The 21,772-nt window shown below is 52.6% G+C and carries 18 protein-coding genes; 14 read left to right on the top strand and 4 right to left on the bottom strand.

All coding sequences use genetic code 11. The features are described from left to right. The first annotated feature begins 123 nt into the window (after window positions 1-123). The 4 genes from Enr10x_RS26425 (at window position 124) to Enr10x_RS26440 (ending at window position 6,106) form a co-directional block, all read left to right on the top strand. Complete coding sequence (locus tag Enr10x_RS26425; RefSeq protein ID WP_145452000.1) at window positions 124-1,431, top strand: phenylacetate--CoA ligase family protein; 1,308 nt, start codon at window positions 124-126, stop codon at window positions 1,429-1,431. Window positions 1,432-1,560: 129 nt separating this feature from the next. After that, a complete protein-coding gene (locus Enr10x_RS26430; RefSeq protein WP_145452002.1) occupies window positions 1,561-3,039 on the top strand; it encodes a sulfatase-like hydrolase/transferase in 1,479 nt (492 codons plus the stop codon). A 114-nt stretch (window positions 3,040-3,153) separates the two neighbouring features. Further along, window positions 3,154-4,419, top strand: a complete 1,266-nt coding sequence (locus tag Enr10x_RS26435) for an outer membrane protein assembly factor BamB family protein (protein ID WP_145114622.1) — start codon at window positions 3,154-3,156, stop codon at window positions 4,417-4,419. Window positions 4,420-4,510: 91 nt separating this feature from the next. Further along, entirely contained in the window at window positions 4,511-6,106 is a 1,596-nt protein-coding gene (locus Enr10x_RS26440) for a CehA/McbA family metallohydrolase domain-containing protein (protein ID WP_145452004.1), read from the top strand. A gap of 212 nt (window positions 6,107-6,318) precedes the next feature. Here the strand turns inward: Enr10x_RS26440 and Enr10x_RS26445 are convergent, their stop codons facing one another. Both Enr10x_RS26445 and Enr10x_RS26450 read right to left on the bottom strand, forming a co-directional pair. Then, window positions 6,319-7,791 carry an arylsulfatase gene (locus tag Enr10x_RS26445; RefSeq protein WP_145452005.1) on the bottom strand — a complete coding sequence of 491 codons (1,473 nt, stop codon included), beginning with the start codon at window positions 7,789-7,791 and terminating at the stop codon, window positions 6,319-6,321. Window positions 7,792-7,904: 113 nt separating this feature from the next. Continuing rightward, a complete protein-coding gene (locus tag Enr10x_RS26450) occupies window positions 7,905-8,819 on the bottom strand; it encodes a metallophosphoesterase (RefSeq protein ID WP_145452007.1) in 915 nt (304 codons plus the stop codon). 176 nt (window positions 8,820-8,995) lie between these two features. Here Enr10x_RS26450 and Enr10x_RS26455 point away from each other — a divergent pair, with 176 nt between their 5' ends. The 8 genes from Enr10x_RS26455 to Enr10x_RS26490 all read left to right on the top strand — a co-directional run bounded on the left by Enr10x_RS26455 (window position 8,996) and on the right by Enr10x_RS26490 (window position 17,691). Continuing rightward, window positions 8,996-9,304 (top strand): ArsR/SmtB family transcription factor, encoded by a 309-nt coding sequence (locus Enr10x_RS26455; protein ID WP_145114630.1) that lies wholly within the window; start codon window positions 8,996-8,998, stop codon window positions 9,302-9,304. A 52-nt stretch (window positions 9,305-9,356) separates the two neighbouring features. Next, window positions 9,357-9,923: a rhodanese-like domain-containing protein gene (locus Enr10x_RS26460; RefSeq protein ID WP_145452009.1), complete on the top strand. Its 567-nt coding sequence runs from the start codon at window positions 9,357-9,359 to the stop codon at window positions 9,921-9,923. Window positions 9,924-9,940: 17 nt separating this feature from the next. After that, window positions 9,941-11,317: an MBL fold metallo-hydrolase gene (locus tag Enr10x_RS26465; RefSeq protein WP_145452011.1), complete on the top strand. Its 1,377-nt coding sequence runs from the start codon at window positions 9,941-9,943 to the stop codon at window positions 11,315-11,317. 123 nt (window positions 11,318-11,440) lie between these two features. Continuing rightward, window positions 11,441-11,977, top strand: a complete 537-nt coding sequence (locus tag Enr10x_RS26470; RefSeq protein ID WP_145452013.1) for a tetratricopeptide repeat protein — start codon at window positions 11,441-11,443, stop codon at window positions 11,975-11,977. Window positions 11,978-12,059: 82 nt separating this feature from the next. Then, window positions 12,060-12,947: a M28 family peptidase gene (locus Enr10x_RS26475; protein WP_145452015.1), complete on the top strand. Its 888-nt coding sequence runs from the start codon at window positions 12,060-12,062 to the stop codon at window positions 12,945-12,947. A gap of 49 nt (window positions 12,948-12,996) precedes the next feature. Further along, on the top strand, window positions 12,997-13,767 hold the full coding sequence (locus Enr10x_RS26480; protein ID WP_145452017.1) for a DUF480 domain-containing protein: 771 nt from the start codon (window positions 12,997-12,999) through the stop codon (window positions 13,765-13,767). Between the two features lie 29 nt (window positions 13,768-13,796). Further along, window positions 13,797-15,209, top strand: coding sequence for a sulfatase family protein (locus Enr10x_RS26485; protein WP_145452019.1), 1,413 nt, complete (start codon window positions 13,797-13,799; stop codon window positions 15,207-15,209). Between the two features lie 157 nt (window positions 15,210-15,366). After that, window positions 15,367-17,691 carry a hypothetical protein gene (locus Enr10x_RS26490; protein WP_145452021.1) on the top strand — a complete coding sequence of 775 codons (2,325 nt, stop codon included), beginning with the start codon at window positions 15,367-15,369 and terminating at the stop codon, window positions 17,689-17,691. A 93-nt stretch (window positions 17,692-17,784) separates the two neighbouring features. On the opposite strand, the gene Enr10x_RS26495 is transcribed toward Enr10x_RS26490, so the two are convergent. Next, a complete protein-coding gene (locus tag Enr10x_RS26495; protein ID WP_145452023.1) occupies window positions 17,785-18,903 on the bottom strand; it encodes a coiled-coil domain-containing protein in 1,119 nt (372 codons plus the stop codon). A 439-nt stretch (window positions 18,904-19,342) separates the two neighbouring features. Here Enr10x_RS26495 and Enr10x_RS26500 point away from each other — a divergent pair, with 439 nt between their 5' ends. Together Enr10x_RS26500 and Enr10x_RS26505 are read left to right on the top strand one after the other, a co-directional pair. Beyond that, on the top strand, window positions 19,343-19,804 hold the full coding sequence (locus Enr10x_RS26500; RefSeq protein ID WP_145114649.1) for a GNAT family N-acetyltransferase: 462 nt from the start codon (window positions 19,343-19,345) through the stop codon (window positions 19,802-19,804). Window positions 19,805-19,894: 90 nt separating this feature from the next. After that, on the top strand, window positions 19,895-20,623 hold the full coding sequence (locus Enr10x_RS26505; RefSeq protein WP_145452025.1) for a creatininase family protein: 729 nt from the start codon (window positions 19,895-19,897) through the stop codon (window positions 20,621-20,623). Between the two features lie 31 nt (window positions 20,624-20,654). Here Enr10x_RS26505 and Enr10x_RS26510 read toward each other — a convergent pair whose 3' ends face one another. Next, the gene (locus Enr10x_RS26510) at window positions 20,655-21,683 is read right to left on the bottom strand and encodes a prenyltransferase/squalene oxidase repeat-containing protein (RefSeq protein WP_232093145.1); all 1,029 of its coding nucleotides are present in this window, start codon (window positions 21,681-21,683) and stop codon (window positions 20,655-20,657) included. Window positions 21,684-21,772: the final 89 nt, after the last annotated feature.

Raw genomic sequence — 21,772 nt, forward strand, 5'->3', positions numbered from 1 at the left:
AGCGAGGTTTTTTCCAGCTGAGATCTTCCATTAGGTTGGAAAATCACTCAAGTTGCGGCAGAATAAGGGATACCGGAAATAAAACTCCCCGAACGCCCCTGCTCCAACCAGATAAGCAAGTTTATGAATCAGCCAGACAGTCAGCCGGAAAACCTCGATCGGGACGCATTAGAAGCCCGCCAATTGCAGCGTCTGCAACATCTTTTGAAAGAGGTCTCGGCTTCGAATCCGTTCTGGCAGCAGAAGTGGAATGCTGCGGGCGTCGAGATCGACTCAATCCAGAGCCTGGCCGACCTGCAGAAATTGCCGATCACCACGAAAGCGGAGCTGGTCGAGGATCATCTCAGCAATGCCCCGTATGGTACCAACCTGACCTATCCTGTAGAGACATACACACGCATGCATCAGACCTCGGGGACCACGGGATCGCCGATGCGCTGGCTGGATACCAAAGACAGCTGGGACTGGTTCGGGGAATGCTGGGCGCAGATTTATCGCATGGTGGGACTACATCCGGAGGACCGGCTGTTCTTCCCCTTCTCTTTCGGACCGTTCGTCGGGTTCTGGGCCGCCTTTGAAGGCGCAACCCGCCGCGGTAACTTCTGTCTGGCCGGCGGAGGCATGGGAAGCGAAGCCCGACTGAAAATGATCCTGGATAACAAGATCACCGCCGTCTGCTGTACGCCAACATACGCACTGCGACTGGCGGAAGTTGCGGAAGCAGAAAACATTGATCTGGCCGGCAGCCGGGTACGGGCACTGGTTGTCGCGGGGGAGCCCGGCGGAAATATTGAAGCAACCAAACAGCGGATCGGACAGGGCTGGGGGGCCCGCGTGTTTGATCATTGGGGCATGACGGAAATCGGCGCACTGGGAATTGAGCCGCTCGAAAACCCGGGGGGCCTCAATATTCTGGAAACCGAGTGCATTCCCGAAATCGTCAATCCGGAGACACTGGAACCGGTCGAACGGGGGGCACAGGGCGAGCTTTTAATTACCAACCTGGGTCGCGTCGGATCGCCACTGATTCGCTACCGTACCGGTGACCTGGTCTGTGAGGATACAACCCCCTGCCCCTCCGGTCGCAGCCTGCTGCGTCTCAAAGGGGGTATCCTGGGACGGGCCGATGACATGGTGATCATCCGCGGTAACAATGTTTTCCCTTCGAGCCTGGAAGCGATTCTGCGTACGTTCGATCAGGTGGCGGAATACCGGATTGAAGTCCGCACCATTCGTGCCATGCAGCATATGAAAATTGAACTGGAGCCGGTGGAGTCAATCTCTACAATGGACCAGCAGAAACAGATCATCAATGAAGTCAGCCATGCGATCAAGGATCGTCTGAACTTCAACGCCGAGGTCACCACGGTGGCCCCCGGTGCCCTGCCCCGCTTTGAACTGAAAGGCAAACGTTTCTTCAAAATTGACTGAGAGCCGACAGTGAATTTTGAAGAAGTGGCTCTGATAGCGGAAAACGGATTCGAAAACGCTGTTGCGGTCAGATAGCATAAAGAAATCATTCCCACTTAATTCGTCGCTCAAAATACCAGGACATTCAAAATGACTACCTACTTGAGATACCTGCTGATCCTACTCTGTTTTCCCCTGAGTTCTCTGATTGACCAGAGTGCAGCGCAGGCAGAACAGAAGTCTGCCGCCCGCCCCAACATTCTGTTTCTGTTCAGCGATGACCAGCGGGCAGACGCGTTGGGAGCCTATCAGAACCCGAATATCCAGACTCCGAATCTGGATCAGCTGGCTCAAGCCGGTTTCAGTTTTCGCAATGCCTACTGCATGGGTTCGATACACGGTGCGGTCTGCCAGCCCAGCCGGGCCATGCTCAACAGCGGCCGTTCGCTGTACCATGTGCCGATGGACCTCAAAGGGGTGACGACGATGCCCCAGCAGTTGAAACAGTCTGGTTACACCACATTCGGCACAGGGAAATGGCACAACCATCGTGATTCGTTTCAGAAAAGTTTTACTTCCGGAACCGCTGCCTTCATGGGCGGGATGTCCAACCACCTCAAAGTCCCCGTAGTGGACCTGAAGCACGGCAAATTTGAAAACCAGCGCATGGGAGAGAAATTTTCCAGTGAACTGTTTGTCGACGCTGCCGTGAATTTCCTCAAAACTCAACCTGCAGACAAACCGTTCTATGCCTATGTGGCTTTCACTGCTCCGCACGATCCGCGGATGCCTCCCGCTTCCGCGATGAAGGTCTACGAGAAGAATCAGCCACCACTGCCCAAAAACTTCATGCCTCAGCACCCGTTTAATAATGGCTGGATGACCGGGCGGGATGAAGCACTGGCCGGCTGGCCCCGTCAGCCGGAGGTCGTCCGCGAACAGCTGGCAGAATACTATGCGATGATCACGCACATGGATTCCCAGATCGGTCGCATTCTGAGCACGCTCAAGTCACGTGGACTCGATAAGAATACAATCGTCATTTTTTCATCGGACCACGGGCTAGCGATCGGCAGTCACGGTCTGTTGGGGAAACAGAATCTGTATGAACACAGCATGAAATCCCCGCTGATCTTCAAAGGCCCCGGCATTCCGCAGAATGAATCGAGCAATGCGCTCGTGTACCTGTATGACATCTTCCCCACCGTCTGCGATCTGACTCATACCAGCGTTCCTGCAGGTGTGGAAGGAGTGGACCTGGCACCGATCTGGCGGGGCAAGCAGGACCGTGTACGGGACACGCTGTTCACGACCTACGAAGACCTGATGCGAGCCGTGCGTGATGATCGCTGGAAGCTGATCCGCTATCCACAGATCAACAAGACACAACTGTTTGATCTCAAAAACGACCCTGCTGAACTGAAAGATCTTTCCAAGCACCCGGACCAGCAGGCGCGCATTCAAAACATGCTGGCGACGTTGAAACAGTGGCAGCAGAAAACAGATGACAAACAGCCCCTCACATCCGAACATCCCAAGTCGGAAAAGATCGATTTGACAGGGCGAAAACGGAAACCAGATAAGCATCAACCTGACTGGATCGTGAAAAAATACTTCGATTCGGAATGAAATCGCGTTTCCGGGCGTGTTATAATCGCAGTTCTCACCCAGACTGTGATCCCCATACAAACTGAATGAACCCGAATTCATTCCTCCTAATTCACACATACCGAGGTAAACAGAATGAAAGCTTTACTGGCGACTGCCTTACTCTCCCTGTTCATTGCCGCCCCCACCTATGCGGGCAACTGGCCCGGCTGGCGGGGTCCCCATTCGAATGGAGTGGCTGAAGGCAGCGGTTATCCCGTTGCCTGGGACAGTTCCAAAAACATTCTCTGGGAAGTCGACTTTCCCGGTCCGAGCGGATCGACCCCTGTCATCTGGGGCGACGATCTGTTTATGACCACTAACTCTGGTGGGAAAAACCGGGTGATCTGTCTGAATAAGAACACCGGGAAAGAAAAATGGCATACCGACTTCGGTACCGAACGTGCCGGTAAACACAAAAAAGGGAGCGGCAGCAGTCCTTCTCCCGCCGTTGATGACCAATTCATCTTCGGTTACTTTAAGAGTGGCGATCTGGCCTGCCTGACCAAAGACGGGAAAATCGTCTGGCAGAAGAATCTGCAGAAAGAGTATGGCGAAGACACCCTCTGGTGGGACCTGGGAACGTCGCCCGTACTGACCGACAATCTGGTGGTCATTGCCTGCATTCAGAGCGATAATTCTTACATTGCCGCTTTCGACAAAGCGACCGGCAAAGAAGTCTGGAAACAGAGCCGCAATCTGGATGCTCCCAAAGAAGCCAATCAGAGCTACACCACACCGGTTGTCGCAAAACAGAATGGCAAAGAGATCATTTACGTCCTGGGGGCCGACCATGTGACAGCCCACGCTGCCCAGACAGGAAAAGAAATCTGGCGAGTGGGAGGGTTGAACCCCACACAACACGAATACTTCCGTTCGATTTCTTCCCCCGTAGTCAGTGATGGCTATCTGATTGCCCCCTATGCCCGTGGTGGATCACTCACCGGAATCAAACTGGGCGGCCAGGGAGATGTCACGAAATCCAATGTTGTCTGGACAAAAGAAGGGGAAGGCAAAGGCGCCTTCTCTGATGTCCCGACCCCGGCTGCCATCAACGGCCGCTTCTACATCTGTTCCGACAAAGGCGAAGTGCTCTGCTTCGACATCAAGAGCGGCAAGATGATCTGGGAAGGTCGCTTGCCACGCAGTCGGCACAAATTCAGTGCTTCACCGATTCTGGCAGACGGTCACATCTATGTAACCCGTGAAGACGGAACGACCATGGTTCTGGATCAGGGAGATGAATTCAAGCTGGTTTCCGAAAACCCGCTGGAAGGATTCGCCCTGGCCACACCGGTCTTCTCAGACGGTAAGATTTACCTGAAGATGACCGACAAGCTCTTTTGCATCGGCAAAAAATAAAAGGCCTTGGATCAGGCTTTCCGAGGGACAGGTCACTCACCTGTCCCTCTTTTTTCGCATGGACTTCAGACTAAATGAAGCTAAGAAAATCATGACTGATCAACCTGAAATCAACCGCCGCACGTTTCTGGGCGAATCTCTGGCCGCGACCGCCCTCTCCGGTCTGCGTGTGAATTCTGAACTGCAGGGAGGCGAAAACCAGAAGCGGCTCCAGCTGTTCTGGGGCGACCTGCATAACCACAATGCCGTCGGTTATGCGAAGGGTTCACTGGAACGCTCGATCGAACTGGCGCAGGAGCATCTGGATTTCTTCGCCTTTACCGGACATGCCTCCTGGCACGACATGCCCAGGATGCCGGGCAATCGTCACATGAAATGGGTTAATGGCTTCGAAGTTCATTCCAACCACTGGCCTAAAACGCGACAGCTGATTCAGGATGCCAACAACGATGAGTTCGTCGCCTTTCTGGGCTACGAATGGCACTCCAGTCAGTTCGGCGATTACTGTATGATTTTCCCCGAAGATCAACCCGAGCTGTTCCTGCCAAACCATGTCGAAAAACTGCTCGACTTTGCAGAGGGCAACCAGGCACTGGCGATTCCGCATCATGTGGGCTATAAGCAGGGCTGGCGGGGCGCCAACTTCAAGCACTTCCGCCCTGGTGCTTCCCCCGTCGTGGAAGTTTTTTCGGAACATGGCTGCACAGAAACCGATCGCAGCCCCTACCCGATGATCCGTCACAGTAACGGGGGGCGTTCTGCCTCGAACATGATTGTCCCCCAGTTGCAGAAAGGGATGCGTTTCGGTTTTGTCGCTTCTTCCGATGACCACCTGGGATATCCGGGTGCCTATGGGGAGGGCGTGCTGGGAGTCTGGGCGGAAGATCTTTCTTCACGTTCGCTGATGGAAGCGATTCGCGCCCGCCGTACATACGCGGCAACGGGGGACCGGATTGCCCTGGAGGTTTCGCTGAACGGGCAGCCGATGGGCAGCGATGTACCGGCAACGACGGACCGCCAGATCGATGTCCGCGTACAAGGCGAAGACGCGATCTCCATGGTCGAACTGATTCGCAACGGCAAAGTCATCGAGCGCTATTTCCCCGAAGATCATCTGGACGACAAACCGATCCTGCCCGGCAAAGTGAAATGCCGCCTGCAGTACGGCTGGGGTCCCTGGGCGGACCTGGCGATGGGCCGCACCTGCTTCTGGGATATGACAATCAAGCTGGACGGGGGACGCTTCACCCGGGCGATTCCCTGCTTCCAGTCTTCCCCATTCGACGAAAAACTGCGTGACAGGCTCAAGGTGGTTTCGAACCAGGAACTCCGCCTCGACTCCAACACCACGCGCGTTAAATGCTATGCCGAAGATCCGACCAAGGCTGTCGTCACCGAAATCGAAGGCACTCCCGATACCGTGCTCACCCTGCAGATCCGCAAGCCGTACGAGAAAACCATCAGTGCCCGACTGCAGGATCTGATTGACGACAATGTCGTGGAATTCACTGGCGTATTTACCAGCGAAAGTTACATTGTGCATCGACTCGTGGGCCAGAGTGAATACTCGGCTCAAATTCGCTGGCAGGACCAGCAGCGCGATGCGAATTCGACAGACTGGTATTACGTCCGCGTCACACAGAACAACGGCCAACTCGCCTGGTCCAGTCCAATCTGGGTCGGTTGATTTCTGACAATCCAATTCTGGACGCATCCAACTGTGCGCACAACTACCCGGCGAAACGCGTTCCCTGGAACACGCACTCAACCGAAGAGACACTGCGACAGAATAACGCTGTCCACCCTGCCGGCAATGGTTACCTGCAGTTTGGGGACAGCGTATTCAGCTGGATTAAAGAAGTATCCAGGTAATCTGGTAAGGAACCTGGTTACCAGGGATTACTGCTGATCCAGTGCCGGAAACGGAAACATTTTCGACGGAGTGCGACCCGTTTTCATAATGGATTTGATGCGGGCCACAATTTCCGGATGCTGGTCGGCAACATCGTGCTGTTCTCCCGGATCGTTTTTGAGATTGTAAAGTTCAATCTTCATCTGGGGATTTTTTTTCCGCAACAGATTCTGGCGAACGCCTTTCCAGTCTCCCATGTGAACCGCCTGCTGTCCCGTGTAAGCAGGAAACTCCCAGTAGAGGTACTCGTGCTGCTTCTGCTCCTGCGGTTCCCCCAGCAGGGTGGGAACGAAGCTGATGCCATCAATGTCGGCAGGCGCTTTGGTGCCCGTCAACTGGGCAATGGTCGGCATGACATCCCAGAAAGCGGAGAGATGATCGGTTACCTCACCAGGGGCAATGTGTCCCGGCCAGCGAACGACCAGCGGCACACGGATGCCACCTTCATAGAGACTGCCTTTGAACCCGCGCCAGGGACCCGCTGATTCGAAGAAGACCGAATCGGATCCGCCCAGGCGATCGTAAGTCGGCCCGTTGTCGGAAGTGAAAAAGACCACGGTGTTGTCATCCAGCTTTAATTCTTTGAGCAAGTTCATGATCTGGCCAACGCCCTTGTCCATGTGAGTAATCATGGCTGCATAGCCGGCGCGGGGATCCTCTCGCTTGATGTAGCCGCGATGTTTGTAATCTGCTTCAGGAATTTTCCCCCGGTATTCGGCCACGGATTCTTCCGGTGCCTGGATGGCCAGATGCGGAACCGCGAACGGAAGGTAGAGGAAGAAGGGGCGATCTTTGTTTTCACGAATGAAGTCCATGCCGACTTCGACAAATTTATCCTGCGAATAGGTTTCGCCGTTTAAGGTTCGATCGTTGCCCGGCAGCGTTTCTTTGGTGTGATTCCGCCAGAGGAAGCGGGGATAGTGATTGTGAGCATGCACCTGGCAGTTGAAACCGTAAAACAGATCGAAGCCCTGTTTGTTGGGATCGCCCGAGGTTCCGAAGTGTCCCAGCCCCCATTTCCCCATGGCTCCGGTGGCATAGTGTTTCTGTTTGAGCATTTCCGCGATCGTGACTTCTTCGTCAGGAATCGGATGCTGACCCGGATATTCCCAGCCTTCTTTCTCCTTCATGTTCTGCACGTAATCGGGTTTGCCGTTATTGCGGACATAGGCATGCCCGGGGTGTTTGCCGGTCATCAGGTTACAGCGGGAAGGAGCACAGACGGCATTTCCGGAATAGAATTGAGTGAAACGGATTCCGTCTTTAGCAAGCTCGTCGATATTCGGCGTCTTGATATATTTCTGGCCGTAACACCCCAGTTCTTTGTAGCCCAGGTCGTCCGCAATAATGAAGACAATGTTGGGCGGCTGCTTTTCAGAGGCCGCTGCACTGGAAACGGTACTGACCACGCAACTGAGGATAATCGCGAACAGAAAGAATAAGGGGGCTAAGCGGCGCATAGTGAGCTCCTGAAGAATCAGTCGGATGTACGATCATTGATTCTTCCATCTTATACTGATTCGCAACCGCGGTGCAACGATGCTCTGTGCTGAATTCACCGGAAGAGAGTGACTCAGCTCCAGTGATAATCTTGCTGCTTTCGAAAGCCATTCAGAACCAGCGAACCATCCGGATAGACGTCCAGTGTACTGTATCCGTTGTTATCGAGCCCCGAACCTTCGACCATCGCGACCATCGTGCAGTAATGAATACCTTCGATTTCCGAATATTTGTTCCGATGACTGTGGCCCTGAAAGACAGCGGTCACTTTTCCAGACGCTTCGAGAACCTTGCGGACCTCTGAAGAATTCTTGACGGCATGGGCATCGGTATCTTTCAAATCAAGCGGTTGATGGGCGAAGATGATCGTGGGGAGATTCGTTTTTTCGAGATCGGCCTGCAACCACTTCAACTCCAGTGCAGGCACATTGGCGTCGGTCCATTTAAAATTGTGGCGACCATAGGGAGTGCCGTCGCTTTTGAAACAGGAGTCGAGCACGACAAAATGAAAGCCGCTCCGGTCGAATGAAAAGTAAGACTCCTGCTGACCTACTCCCTGCAGGAATTCGGCCTTGGTAAGCTGGTCCACACAATGATTCCCCAATACATAATTTTTAGGAAATGGCATGGCCGAGATGGCTTTGACGATCGTTTCCAGATGCTTTTTCTCCTGTTCCAGCGATTTACCGGAATCGATCAGATCGCCATGGAAGACGACAAAGTCGGGCTGATCTTTCTCGAACTGGGCAACGGCATCCTGCAGTTTCGCCAGGGTTTCCCGATAGTGCCTCGATCCTGCGGGTGGCTTGTCCGCGTAATGCAGGTCCGTCACCAGGCCAATGCGGACGACACCGCGCTGTTTTGCTTCGGTAGCGGCAGCCAGTCGGCTCAGCGGAGTCGCGGAAATTCCGGTCAACAACAGGGCACCATGCTGAAGAAAAGCACGCCGACCTAATGAAATTCGGGAGTCGGGAGGGATCAAAGACATGGAGGGACCTCTTTTTTCGGGTTTACAGCAAGTGTCGTAAGTTATTATTCTTACAGATCTTTATGAAGAATCAATGACTCAGGGATGAATTTCTGCCCCGGGAATTCTTAAAAAATCCCAAATATCTCTCATTGACATATCGTAACATCACGATATTATATATATGAGGTAAGACTATGAAACTGAAAGAAACCCCCGATTATAATGGCCCGGCACTGGAAGAGGCAGCAGAATGCCTGAAGGTGCTGGCACACCCTGCACGAATCCGCATTGTGCAAATGCTGCTGCGTGGGAGGTACACGGTTGGCGAACTGGCGGAAGACTGCGGTATCCCCAGTAATGTCGCTTCCGAGCACCTGCGATTGATGCAGCGTTGTGGCTTTTTCGTCAGTGAGCGGGAAGGCCGAAGCGTTTACTATAGTGTGGCAGAACCGCATTTGAATAAAATCATGGACTGTATTGAAGGACGTTTTTTCCAGTCCTGACCTTTTTTTACAACAACATATCGTATATTCACGACATTACGAGGTATTAAGCATGTCAGAAATTAAAACCATCAAACCCGAGGAACTGGCCCGGCTTCACAAGGAACAGGGCGTGGAAGTGGTCGATGTACGGACGCCGGCAGAATTCAGAGAAGTCCATGCTACGATCGCCCGCAATGTGCCCCTGGACAAAATCTGTGCTGAGCATATTGAAGAACTGACCCACGGCAACGCAGACGCGCAAGTCTATATCATTTGTCAGAGTGGTAACCGTTCATCACGGGCCTGTCAGAAACTGATCGACGCCGGCTGTGTGAATGTCATCAGTGTCGAAGGGGGCACCAAAGCCTGGGAAGCTCTGGGCCTGCCGGTCGAACGGGGCAAAAAAACAATTTCCCTGGAACGTCAGGTGCGGATTGCAGCCGGTTTCCTGGTATTTACCGGTGCCATGCTGGGCATGTTTGTGAACCCCTGGTTCAGCGGCATCTCAGCATTTGTAGGTGCGGGATTAATGTTTGCCGGTATTACTGATACCTGCGGGATGGCAATGGTACTTGCCAAAATGCCCTGGAATCAGGTTTCCGGCTGTGAACAGAAACAATGTCAAAAGACGGCTTAAATGCGGAGGGTCCTGCAATGTTCTTTCAACGCTACTATCTGGATTGTCTGTCGCTGGCATCGTACATGATTGCCGATGAAGAAACGGGTGACGCGGTTGTTGTCGACCCGCAACGTGATATTGAGATTTACCTCGAAGATGCGAAAGAGCACGGCCTGCAAATCAAGCATGTGATCCTGACTCACTTCCATGCCGATTTTATCGCCGGTCATATTGAACTGCAGAAAGCGGTCGGTGCGCAGATTTATCTGGGCAGTCAGGGCGCAGCGGAGTTTCCTCACCAGGCTCTCTCGGAAGGAGACGAGCTGCTGCTGGGTTCTGTCAGAATCTCCACACTGGAAACTCCCGGACACACTCCGGAGGGAATTTCCCTGGTGGTATATGATCTGAAAGAGAATCCGGAACAGCCCAAAATGATTCTGACGGGGGATACCCTGTTTCTGGGAGATGTGGGGCGCCCCGACCTGCTGGCCTCTCTGGGAGTCACCGCGGAAGAGCTGGGAGCGATGTTGTATGACTCCCTGCATGAAAAAATTCTGAAGCTGCCCGATGAAACACTGGTTTATCCCGCACACGGTGCCGGTTCCATGTGTGGAAAACAGCTCAGCAGCGAAGCGGTTACCACTCTGGGTGAGCAGCGAAGATATAACTATGCCCTACAGCCCATGAGCAAAGAGGCCTTTATCGATATGGTGACGACCGATCTGCCGGAAGCACCGCAGTACTTTGTGCACGACGCGATCCTGAATCGTAAAGAACGTCAGACACTGGATGAAAGCATCAAGGCTGCGTGGCACGCGTACTCCCTGGAAGAAGTACAGGAAATGCTCAACGATGGAACTCAGGTGATTGATGTTCGTGATGTCACCGAGTTCGCAGCAGGTCACCTGAAGGGCAGCATCAACATTGGGCTGGAGGGACGGTATGCGACCTGGGCGGGAACCATGCTGGATAAGCAGGCTCCGATTGTGGTAATTGCGGGCGAAGAAGATCAGATCGAAGAGGCGATCGTTCGGCTGGGGCGCATCGGCTTTGATCACGTTAAGGGTTTCCTGAAAGACGGCTTGAACAGTCTGCAGGACCATCCCGAGCTCGTATCGCAAACCAGACGGATTTCAGTCCAGGCGATGAAGGAACTGGACGAAGAGGTTACGATTATCGATATTCGGACTCCTGCTGAATGGAGTGCAGGTCATATTGAAAACAGTGTCAATATTCCTTTGAACCATCTCTCCGAGCATCTGGCTGAAATCCCCCAGGATCAGACCGTAATCGTCCACTGTCAGGGCGGTTATCGTTCCTCGATTGCAGCCAGTCTGCTGGAAAAACAGGGATTTGACAATATCATTGATCTGGTAGGAGGCTATAAAGCCTGGCTCACCACCGCAGCCTGAGATGCCGGCTACTGCCTGATTTTGATGAAGGCAGAAAATATCGCAGCAGGTACAATAGAAAAACCTTTGCCCGATCCATTAAAATAGGGCAAAGGTTTTTTGTTTTTACTGACAGGTTTTCCCATGGTACTCCTGCCCGCTTCTCGACCCAAGCGCCATCTCACTGCGGCCGAAGGCTATCTGATGCTGGAAATGCCAGTTCAGGCGCTGCGTGAACTTTCTCACATTCCCGAAGATGATCGCGATTCAGAAAAGTTTTATCGGCTTCTGGGACAGGCACTGCAACTGGCGGAACGATACGAAGAATCGCTGGATGCCTATCGGGATGCCTTTGACAGAGATCCGGAAAACCTGACCACTCTGATGGGGATGGCCTGGTGTTTCAAACGGACCGATCAGCTCCCTTCTGCAATTTCTATCATGGAACTGGCCTATCAGCACCATTCCGATGAACCGATCGTCCTCTATAATCTATCCTGTTATTTTGCGCTGGCAGATGATAAAACCAATGCCCTGTCCTGGCTGGGGCGTGCATTACGCATGGAGCCCCGCCTGACGAAGCTGATCCCTGAAGAGACCGATTTTAATTCCCTGCGAACTGATAAAGATTTTCAGTTTGTTGTCGAATCAGCAGAAGGTAATTCATCTCAAAATTCCTGACCGCAGGAATCAACCTTTTAAGACGTTTTCAGAGCGGATTCTCTCTCAATCAAACTGGCCTGGCAAGGAATCGAAAGCCACTATGACGGACATCGACACTCAACGACTGAAACGGCACTGTGAACAACTCTGCCAGTCCATTCGTCCTGCAGAAAGTGAGGAACTGGAGGCGGCCAGACAGTACGTGATCCGGGAACTCGAAGCCTCCGGCTGGCAGATCGAACGCCACCCTTTCCAGGCGCAAGACTCCATGCTGGTTACATTCTCCGGCCAGAACCTGATTGCCCGGCATCCGCAGCTCTCCAACCCCGAAAAACCGCAGTTCTGCATCGGCGCGCATCTGGATACACGACCGGAATCGCCGGGCGCTGACGATAATACCAGCGCCGTCGCCACGCTGCTCGAGCTGGGAAGACTGCTTCCACAACTGCACCAGCCTGACTGGAAATGGAGCATCGAACTCGTAGCCTTTGACCTGGAAGAAAACGGGATGCTGGGTGGAGCAGAACATGCTCAGCTGCATCTGAAGCAACAGACCGATCTGCGTGGCATGGTCTCGCTGGAAATGCTGGGATATTGTGATCCCACCCCCGGCAGCCAGATGCTGCCCCGGGAACTGATCGGCCTGTATCCTGATACCGGCGATTTCATTGCCGTGGTTGGAAACCAGAATTCCAGCAGCCTGATCGACGTGTTCCAGACAGGTCTCAAACGAGTGGCAGAGCTTCCGGTAGAGACTTTACAGGTACCGCAAAATGGTGAAATGCTGCAGGCCACGCGTTTGAGCGATCACAGTCCCTTCTGGGATGCGGGTTTCCCGGCACTGATGATTACCGACACCAGCTTTTTAAGAAATCCACATTATCATCAACCGACCGATACCGTGGACACTCTCGATTTTGAATTTCTGACGAAAGTGGCTCAAGGGAGTCTGGAAGCATCCAGACTGATTTTAGAACAGGGCTATTAGACCATCACCCCCGTTACCTTTCTGCTCGAAAAAGGGTTTTTGACAGATTATGAATGACGCGACTCAGGAAGAAAAAGAACTACTGCAAATCAGTGAACTCTCAAAACCACAACGCCGTGTGCTGGGCGTTTTATTAGAGAAGGCCTTTACGACTCCCGATCAATACCCGCTGACCTTAAAAGCAGTCACCACCGGCTGCAACCAGAAGAGCAACCGCGATCCGGTGAGCCATTACAGCGAGACCCAGGTATACGAAGCCCTGGAATCGCTGCGGGAAATCGGCCTGGTCGCCGTCGTGCATTCTGACAGTGGCCGTACAGAACGCTACCGCCATTACATGCGGCACCGTTTTCATTTCACCGAACCCCAGCTGGCAATTCTGACCGAGCTCTGGCTGCGAGGTCGCCAGACAATGGGAGAACTGCGGGGCCGCGCCAGTCGCATGGTGCCCATTGAGACTCTGGAAGAGCTACGCGCAGAATTTAAAGGACTTCTGGATCAAAAGTATGTACAATCCAATGGCAGCATAGAACGACGCGGTATCGAAGTCGACCACAACTGGTATAAGGAAAACGAGGGAAAAACACTGGGGTTTGATTCTTCAGCCGAACACGAGCCTGAGGAGACGACAACCACTGCCGTCGCTTCCCCTCCGACAACGTCAGTCAGTTCCAATTCGGATCTGGTTGCATTGAAAGATGCTGTAGAACGACTGCAGTCCGATAACCAGCAGCTTTCGCAACAGGTGGCATCAATTACGGAAGTCGTCGAACAGCTGCAACAGCAGTTAGCGGACCTGAGACAGGAACTGGGCAGCTGAAACTGACTCCAACAGATCGAGACACAACCATGAAAGCGTTCTCATTGGCAGCCAGTCTCTCGCTGGTCCTGTTCTCAATATGCACCGGTGTTTCCGACTCCTGTCTGGCAGCGGAACGCCCCAATCTGATCTCGATTGTCACCGACGATCAGGGACGCTGGGCCATGGGTCTGTACGGCAACAAACAGATCCAGACTCCCCACATGGACCAGATTGGCAGGGAAGGTGCAGTCTTTACAAACGCCTTTGTCGCCACCCCGGTCTGTTCCCCCAGTCGCGCCACGTTCCTCTCCGGTCGCTACCCGACTGAGTTGAAAATCACGGATTACATCTCTCCGGATGAAGCACAGGAGGGCGCCGGCTTACATGCTCCCATCTGGCCAGCCGTTTTACAGAAGCAGGGATACCAGACTGCACTGATCGGAAAGTGGCACCTGGGCGAGCATCCGCAGTTCCATCCCCACAAGAAGGGCTTTGATCACTTCATGGGGTTTCTGTCAGGCGGCACCCGTCCCATGGACCCAACCCTGGAAATCAATGGAAAAACGGAGAAACGAGAAGGCCCCCTGCCGGACCTGCTGGTAGATGATGCGATTCAGTTTCTCAGACAATCCCAAGACAAGCCCTTCGCCCTCTGCCTGCACTTCCGGGCGCCGCACACACCCTATGGTCCGGTGCCGGCCGAAGATTCTTCGCTTTATGAGGGTGTGGAAATTGAAATGCCCATTGCCAAAGGACTGATCGAGGAACAGATCAAGCAGAAAAATAAAGAGTATTACGCCAGCATTTCCTCGGTGGACCGCAATATCGGTCGCCTGTTAAAAGAACTGGATCGGCTGAAGCTGTCGGACAACACACTGGTGATTTTCACGAGCGACCATGGTTACAACAACGGTCGCCATGGCATCAGCACGAAAGGCAACGGCCACTGGCTGGCGGGAGGGGTCACAGGTCCTAAACGCCCCAACATGTGGGACACCTCGATTCGCGTCCCCCTCGTGATGCGCTGGCCAAAGGTCATTCCGCCCGGAACCCGCTTCGATGAGATGGTCTCGAACGTGGACATGTTCAAATTCGTCCTTGGGGTTTTGAAGAGCCCTCAACCTGAAGGAGTCCCCCTGCATGGGATTGACTACTCACCGCTGTTATTTGGCAAGCCGATCCCCGAACGCAAAGTCATCTTTGGTCAATATGACCTGCATAACAACGGGCTGGCTTACATGCGGATGATCCGGACGGAGAAGTTTAAATTCGTCAAACATTATCGCGCCCGCTATATGGACGAACTTTACGATCTGGAAACGGATCCGGACGAGACCCGAAATCTGGTTCGCCGCCGAATGCCCCCTCAATGGAAAGAGAAAGCCGCTGAACTGGAAACACAGCTGATTGAGTGGCAGAAATCGATTCAGGATCCGATTCTCAAGCCCGCTTACCAGTAAGAAGACACACAGGATTCAACGTAACGTCTGTTCCCTGTACGATTTGCAGAAGATTGTTGTTTTTTGCTTTATATCCATCAACATTTGTATGGAATTCGTATAAAACCGGAATAGGCACCCGTTTTGAACAAATTTTACTTAACCTTCGAGGAACAATATGTTTTCGATTTCCCGCATTAGCCTGTTAGTCTGTCTGCTGATGATCTCGGTTGGCTGTCAGAAAGGCTCTGAACCCGGCAGTGATGACCAACCTTCCGCCAACGTCGAGACTGCTAAAGTCAGCACAAAGGGATCTGATTCTAAAGATAAAGATAAGGAAGCCACTGCCTCTGAAGACAAAAAAGAGGAAACGGAAAAACCAAAACCGGAGCCGTTCAAATTGCCGGAAACAGTGGAAGGGAACTGGGTACTGGTTCTGCCCCAACAGCAGCAGATGATGCCTCTGTACCTCTTGAGGGTTCTGGTGCCGGAAAAACCTGCTGAAGGAGATCAGAAAGAAAAATCGGACTTTGAGGGAGTCAAACTGGTTTCCAAGAGCGAGAACGTGGCCCCTGCGAAAATCGTTTCTTCAGAGACGACAAAAGATACCGTTAATTTTGTAGAGAGTCTGCTGGAAGACGAAGGTGGCAAAGAATACATTCGTCTGAATTTTCAGGGCAAGTTGAATAAAGAACGGGGAGCGATCTACGGGAATATCTCTTTCAATAATGACAACTGCATCCCCGCCTTACTCCTGCCCACGATTGAAAAAGATCTCTCCAAGATCAAAGAACCAATGCCTTCCCCCGGTGCCCAGGAACTGATTCAGGCAATGCAGTCGCCAGATCCATTCAAACCACTGGATGAGTTCACACAGAAAATGCAGATGTTCCCACTGGCAATGGATGCCTATCCCACACTGCTGGCAGTGGGGCTGAGCCAGAAAAAAGACACGAAAACCATCCAGGGAATTATCAAGCGCTACATCGAAACTGCCACCCTCTGGGGTAAACGCATGCAGGCGAACTCCCTGATTAGTGTCGGCTCGATGCTGGCACGTACTGACACTGACAGTTCACTGGCAACACAGTACCTGGACGAAGCCGGGAAGCTGATCAAAGAGGGTGTCAAACCACTGACCCACTGGGATCAGGAAATGGCGCTTGCCAAAGCACGCGTCGGACTTAAATCAGAAAATCCTGAGCAGATTAAAGCTGCAGGCGAACTGCTGGAGTCGGAAGTCAAAAAGTATCCACACGATCGGCAACTGCTGACCGAACTGGTCAGTTATGAGAAAACCCATGGCAGTATCGACAAGGCCATTGAACATCTGGGAATTCTTGCCGGCTCGCCCCTTTCAGGTCGTGAACGACAACTGATTGCCGTTTCCAGGCAAAACCCTGATGCGGTGAAATTTGAAAATCCGCGGGATACCCTGACTGCACTCTGGAAGAAGAAGCATGGCTCCACCAAGGGACTGGATGAATATCTGACGAAGTCCTTTAAACGGTTCCTGGACAGCTTCATCACCAAAGAAGCGAAAGAGGTCGATCTGAAAAAAGGAAACCGAACTTCACTGATTGAATTATTCACCGGTGGTTCCTGTCCTCCCTGCGTTGCTGCCGACCTGGCAACCGGAGTGGTTGAATCTTCTTTCCCTGCATCAAAAGTGATCGTGCTGCGGTATCACCAGCATGTTCCTGCTCCAGATCCACTGACCAATTCCGACTCGGAATCCCGGTTCTTTTTCTACAACCATTCCGGAACTCCCTCAATCGATCTGAATGGTCAGCAGGTGTTCGGCGCCGCGGGCGGAGTCGAAGAAGTCGAGTCTTCCTACAAAGCGCTGCTGGAGGCATTGATTCCACAGCTCTCAGCAACAACTGATGTTAAAATTGATCTCTCGGCTGCTGCCAAAGACGGCAAGCTGGACCTGAAAGCCAATGTAACGGGAACCGAAAAAATCAAAGAACCACTGCGTCTGGTGGCTGTGCTGGCAGAAGATGAACTTCATTTCGAATCCCCCAATGGCATCAACGTCCACGACATGATTGTACGATCCATGCTGGGTGAGCCGAATGGTTTCAAGGCAACTGATGGCAAACTGACCCTGGATAAAACCCTCGAACTCAACGATTTCAAAGGACGGATCAGCGACTACCTGTCCGCCTTCGAGGAAAAATCGGGGGCCAACTTCACCGGTGCTCCCCTGGGTCTGGATAAACTGCACTTCGTTGTGTTCGTGCAGGGAGAACTGTCCAAAGGTGTATTCCAGGTTGCTTCTGTCCCGGTGACTGGTACGCTGACCTACAAATCTGAAGTCGCAAAACCGGAGACTACCAAGCCTGCCAAGGAAACAAAATCTCCTGTCAAAGCAGACAAGCCTCAGGAAAAACCAGCCAAAACAGAAGAGAAACCCAAGGCTGAGTCTAAACCTGAAACGGCAGGTAAACCAGAAGCAGCGAAACCCGAAGCAAAGAAAGAAGCCGCGAAGACGGAATAATAACTTTTCTGTCAGAGTAGAAACAAATCAAAAACAGGGCATGGAACGTCCATGCCCTGTTTTAATTCAAGCCACTTTCAGCCAGGAGACTGTTCACTCTTCATCGGCAGGAGGCATGGGAACCAGTTTCTCAACCACACCGTCTTTGCCTTTGATTTCTTCACCAAACAGGGCCTTCCCATCCAATGTCGTCAGTTTGGAAGTTCGTGAGGGTACTGGCTCACGATGAACCTGACGGAACCGGGGAGTCAGTTTGCCCATCCGGGAGTCCCGTTGATCCATGATCACGCGGGCTGCTTCACGAACTTCTGCATCGCTCAGCCGCTTCAGGTTACCCAGCTCTGCCAGCGGTTCCAGAATGCGGGTTGCTTTGGTAACAGTACTCTCCATCAGGATGATATCGAGCAGTTCCCGCCGCATTCCCTGCATGGAAGCGATCTGTTCTTTAACGCTGTCCTGCAGTTCGCCCAGAACTTCCAGCGTTTCGACAGCATCGACCACGCGTCCTGTTTCAGCCAGCAGTTTGGTCTGAATATCCATCAACGATCGTAAGTTGGTGTCAGCCTCGTTCAGATTCAGTTTCTCGTCAGTCAGAGTCTGCTGCAGCGAGACCATCTGCTCAGCACTTTTCTGAGCGGCTGCCAGCGGATCTGTCTGAGCAATCAGGCTTTGCTGCAGATCGATCATCTTCTGGCTGTTGGCGCGGGCGACTTCCAACTGCTCAGACTGATCGACGATCTGCTGCCTGAAGTTCAGAAACTCACTGAAGGCTGTCTGAGCATCTTTGATGCCTGTCGACTGGTCAGCAGCCATTTTCTGCAGCTTGATCATTTCATCCAGCGTCGACTGGGTCGTTTTGATCTGCTGCTCTTGTGAGGCCAGGCGATCCTGCATTGCCAGCATGTCATCCAGGGCAGTTCGGGCTTTCGCGGTTAAGCCATCCTGCTGGAGCACCTGTTTCTGAAACTGATCGATCTTTTCAAATGAAGCGAGTGCCTGTTCGGTCTGCTCAGCTTCGTTTTTAAGTAAGATTCGAAGATCGCGAATCTCTGCCACAGCTGCTTTTGCCTCGGAGAGCTGTTTGGCCTGCGAATTGAGAACGGTCAACAGATTGTTGACCTGCCAGGCACTGGTTTTGGCACCTACCAGTTTATCCATATCCTGTTGGACTGACACCAACTCCGTCTGCAACTGACCGATCTGACTCATCATCGGCCGTGCAACCATAAAATACATACTCAGTAAACCAGCGGCCACCCCAACAAACATCATTGCCCAGGTATTCTGGATTGTTGAAAAGCGGGCGTTGGTATCTAAACGGTATTGTCTTTCCCCTGAAGTCCTCAAGGCTCTATCTCCCAGCGTCATGATTTAACTCGGACGTAAAATTGGCACATCCTGCAGATTTTGACCATGCATCCTTGCAAAACCACTCTTGCTGTACCACCTAATATCGCCATTTTCACATTTGAAGTTTCTTCATTCTTGCTTAAAAGCAGAAACTATTTCGAAAATCCTGCTTGCTCGCCCCTAATTCATGAACTATGCGATCCCCTGAAATTTCTCTCAACTCGTTTGACAGCAATGACAATCGCGGCCTGGACATGCTAAAGTGTGTTGAGGTTTTCAACTGAAATACGAGGGTTCAAGCATGTTGGATATACAAATCGAAAGTGCCACTCAGGCAGACTGCGAAATCATTACGCATTTCAATCTTGAGCTGGCCCGGGAAACGGAATCTAAGAATCTGGACAAAGAGCTGGTACGCACAGGCGTTGTGGAATCGCTGAGCGACTCGCGCGGTTGCCAGTACTTTGTCGCCCGGTACCAGGGAAGCGTCATCGGTCAGATCATGTTCACTCGAGAATGGAGCGACTGGCGAAACGGTGAATTCTGGTGGTTCCAGAGTGTTTTCGTCGATCCCGCCTATCGTCGGCAGGGCGTGTTCCAGCAGCTTTCGGATCACGTTGAGGCTTTAGCCCGCTCGAACCCGGATGTCGTCGGTCTGCGACTCTATGTTGAGAAAGAAAACGATCGTGCCCAATCGACTTACCGTCAGCTGGGATTTGGTTTTCCCGGCTACCAGGTGATGGAAAAGATGCTCGACCGTTGACGAACCGCATCCAGAAAACCAAAATCAAGTTTGCTCCCCGGATTGCGCCGCCGCTCATTAGATCATCAAACCGCTTCAGGAATCACAGCCATGTCAAATTCTCATTCTGATACCAGCGAAATACTGCTCCCCAAACTGACCCGTCGAGAATTCCGTGAGCGGATGCAGGCAGGCGAACTGAAAGCGTGCATCATCCCGGTTGCAGCCACGGAGCAGCATCTGGAGCACCTGGCCATGGAGCACGACTGGAGAAGCGTGATGCTGGTCGCAACTGAAGCCGCGCGTCTGCTCTCGCCGGAAGTGCTGGTGGCTCCCTCCATGAATATTGGTATCAGCGAACATCACATGCGGCATCCGGGCACGCTATCGGCGCTGCCGGGCAGCTGGCTGAGCGTCTTATTCGATACCATTCGCAGCATGCATCACGCCGGCTTCAATAACATCCTGGTGTTGAATGGGCATGGCGGAAACATTGCCCCCTGCCTGGGAATGTGGGGACAATTCCAGCAACGGCTGGAAATCAACCTGCACTTTGAGTCTTACTGGAATCTGCTGCCTGAAGAGGTGGCACTGGCCAATTTGAAAACTGAGCGTTGGCCGGGACATGCCCAGGAATTCGAAACCGCCTTTGCTTTGGCAGCGTTTCCCGAAAATGTCCGTCAGGACGCGATGCAGGATCAGGAAGACAAAGAGCCGCTGGAAGCGACTGCAGAAGCAGGCCAGAAGATGATCGACGAGATCGTGAAACAGGTCGCTGGGTACGTCTCAGGCATGATCGATGGAACCAACACGGTAGAAATCCCCCCGTTCCATCCTTAAGAAATGAAACGGGGGCAGATTTAGGAACCGTTTATTTTCCTGGCTGACAGTAAGTCAGCGCCATTAAGGCATAGGCAGTCGCCAGATTAGGATCGGCTTCGTACCAGCGTTTCTGTGTGTTGGTCCAGCTGCCGTTTTCATTCTGCAGTTCCGCCAGATGATTGACCAGCTCGGCTCGCCAGTTGTGGGCCGTCCCCTGGGCATCTTTGAACTCATCGACCTGCATTGCATCCAGTGCTTTGGCAAAGGTGTGGAAGTAATAATACAGGCCCATCTGCCCCATCCCTGGATTTTCTTTCAGCGTGTAGTGACGCCGAATCCATTCGGTGGCTGCTTTGACCCGTTTGTCTTTCTCATCGACACCGGCAAAGATCATGCTCTTGAGCCCGGCATAAGTCATGCTCCCGTAGGAACGCAATCCGCCATCGGGGGTTTTACCAGCCTGTGAAGTCCCCCCTGCTGCCGGCGTGTAGTAGAAACCACCATCATTCACTTTCGAAGCAAACGGCGTAGTATTGTACTCCGATTCCAGGTTCTGGGTACGAGAGACAAAAACGAGCGCCTTCTGAATCGCAGGATCATCTGATTTCACCCCTGCCTTACGCAGTGCTTCGATCAGGAACTGGGTGTTGGAGAGGTCAGGACGCTGGTGCCCACCATAGCCGGCACCACCATAAAATGTATCGGAAGACTCAATCCCTTCGCCTTTGTCCCACTGCAGGCCCCGCAGAAACTGTTCTGCATTTTTGATTGTCTGATCATAACGGCCATCTTTGTTAGCCGCATGCAGTGCCATGATGGCAATACAGGTTTCGTAATTGCGATGATTACTTTTGGAATAGTAAATACCGCCATCTTTCTGGACATAGCCTTCCAGTCGTTTCAGCGCCTTCGCCGCAACCGGATCGCTGGCAGGTACGCCGCTTTCCAGAAGTGCCGTCGTCACCAGCGCACTGATGCCGGGCACCGTTTCTGTGGTCCAGAGCCCATCATCCAGCTGGCTGTTCTTTAAATAATTGATTCCCGCCTGCTGGATCTTTTTCAGTTTCTTCTGGTCCACTGACTGAGCAGATTCTTCTGCAGCGTGACTCACTGAAGTGATAGCAGCCCAGGCAACTGCCCAAATTCCGACGATACTCAAAACTCGTC

Origin of the sequence: Gimesia panareensis (genome assembly GCF_007748155.1) — a bacterium.
Lineage (GTDB): Bacteria > Planctomycetota > Planctomycetia > Planctomycetales > Planctomycetaceae > Gimesia > Gimesia panareensis.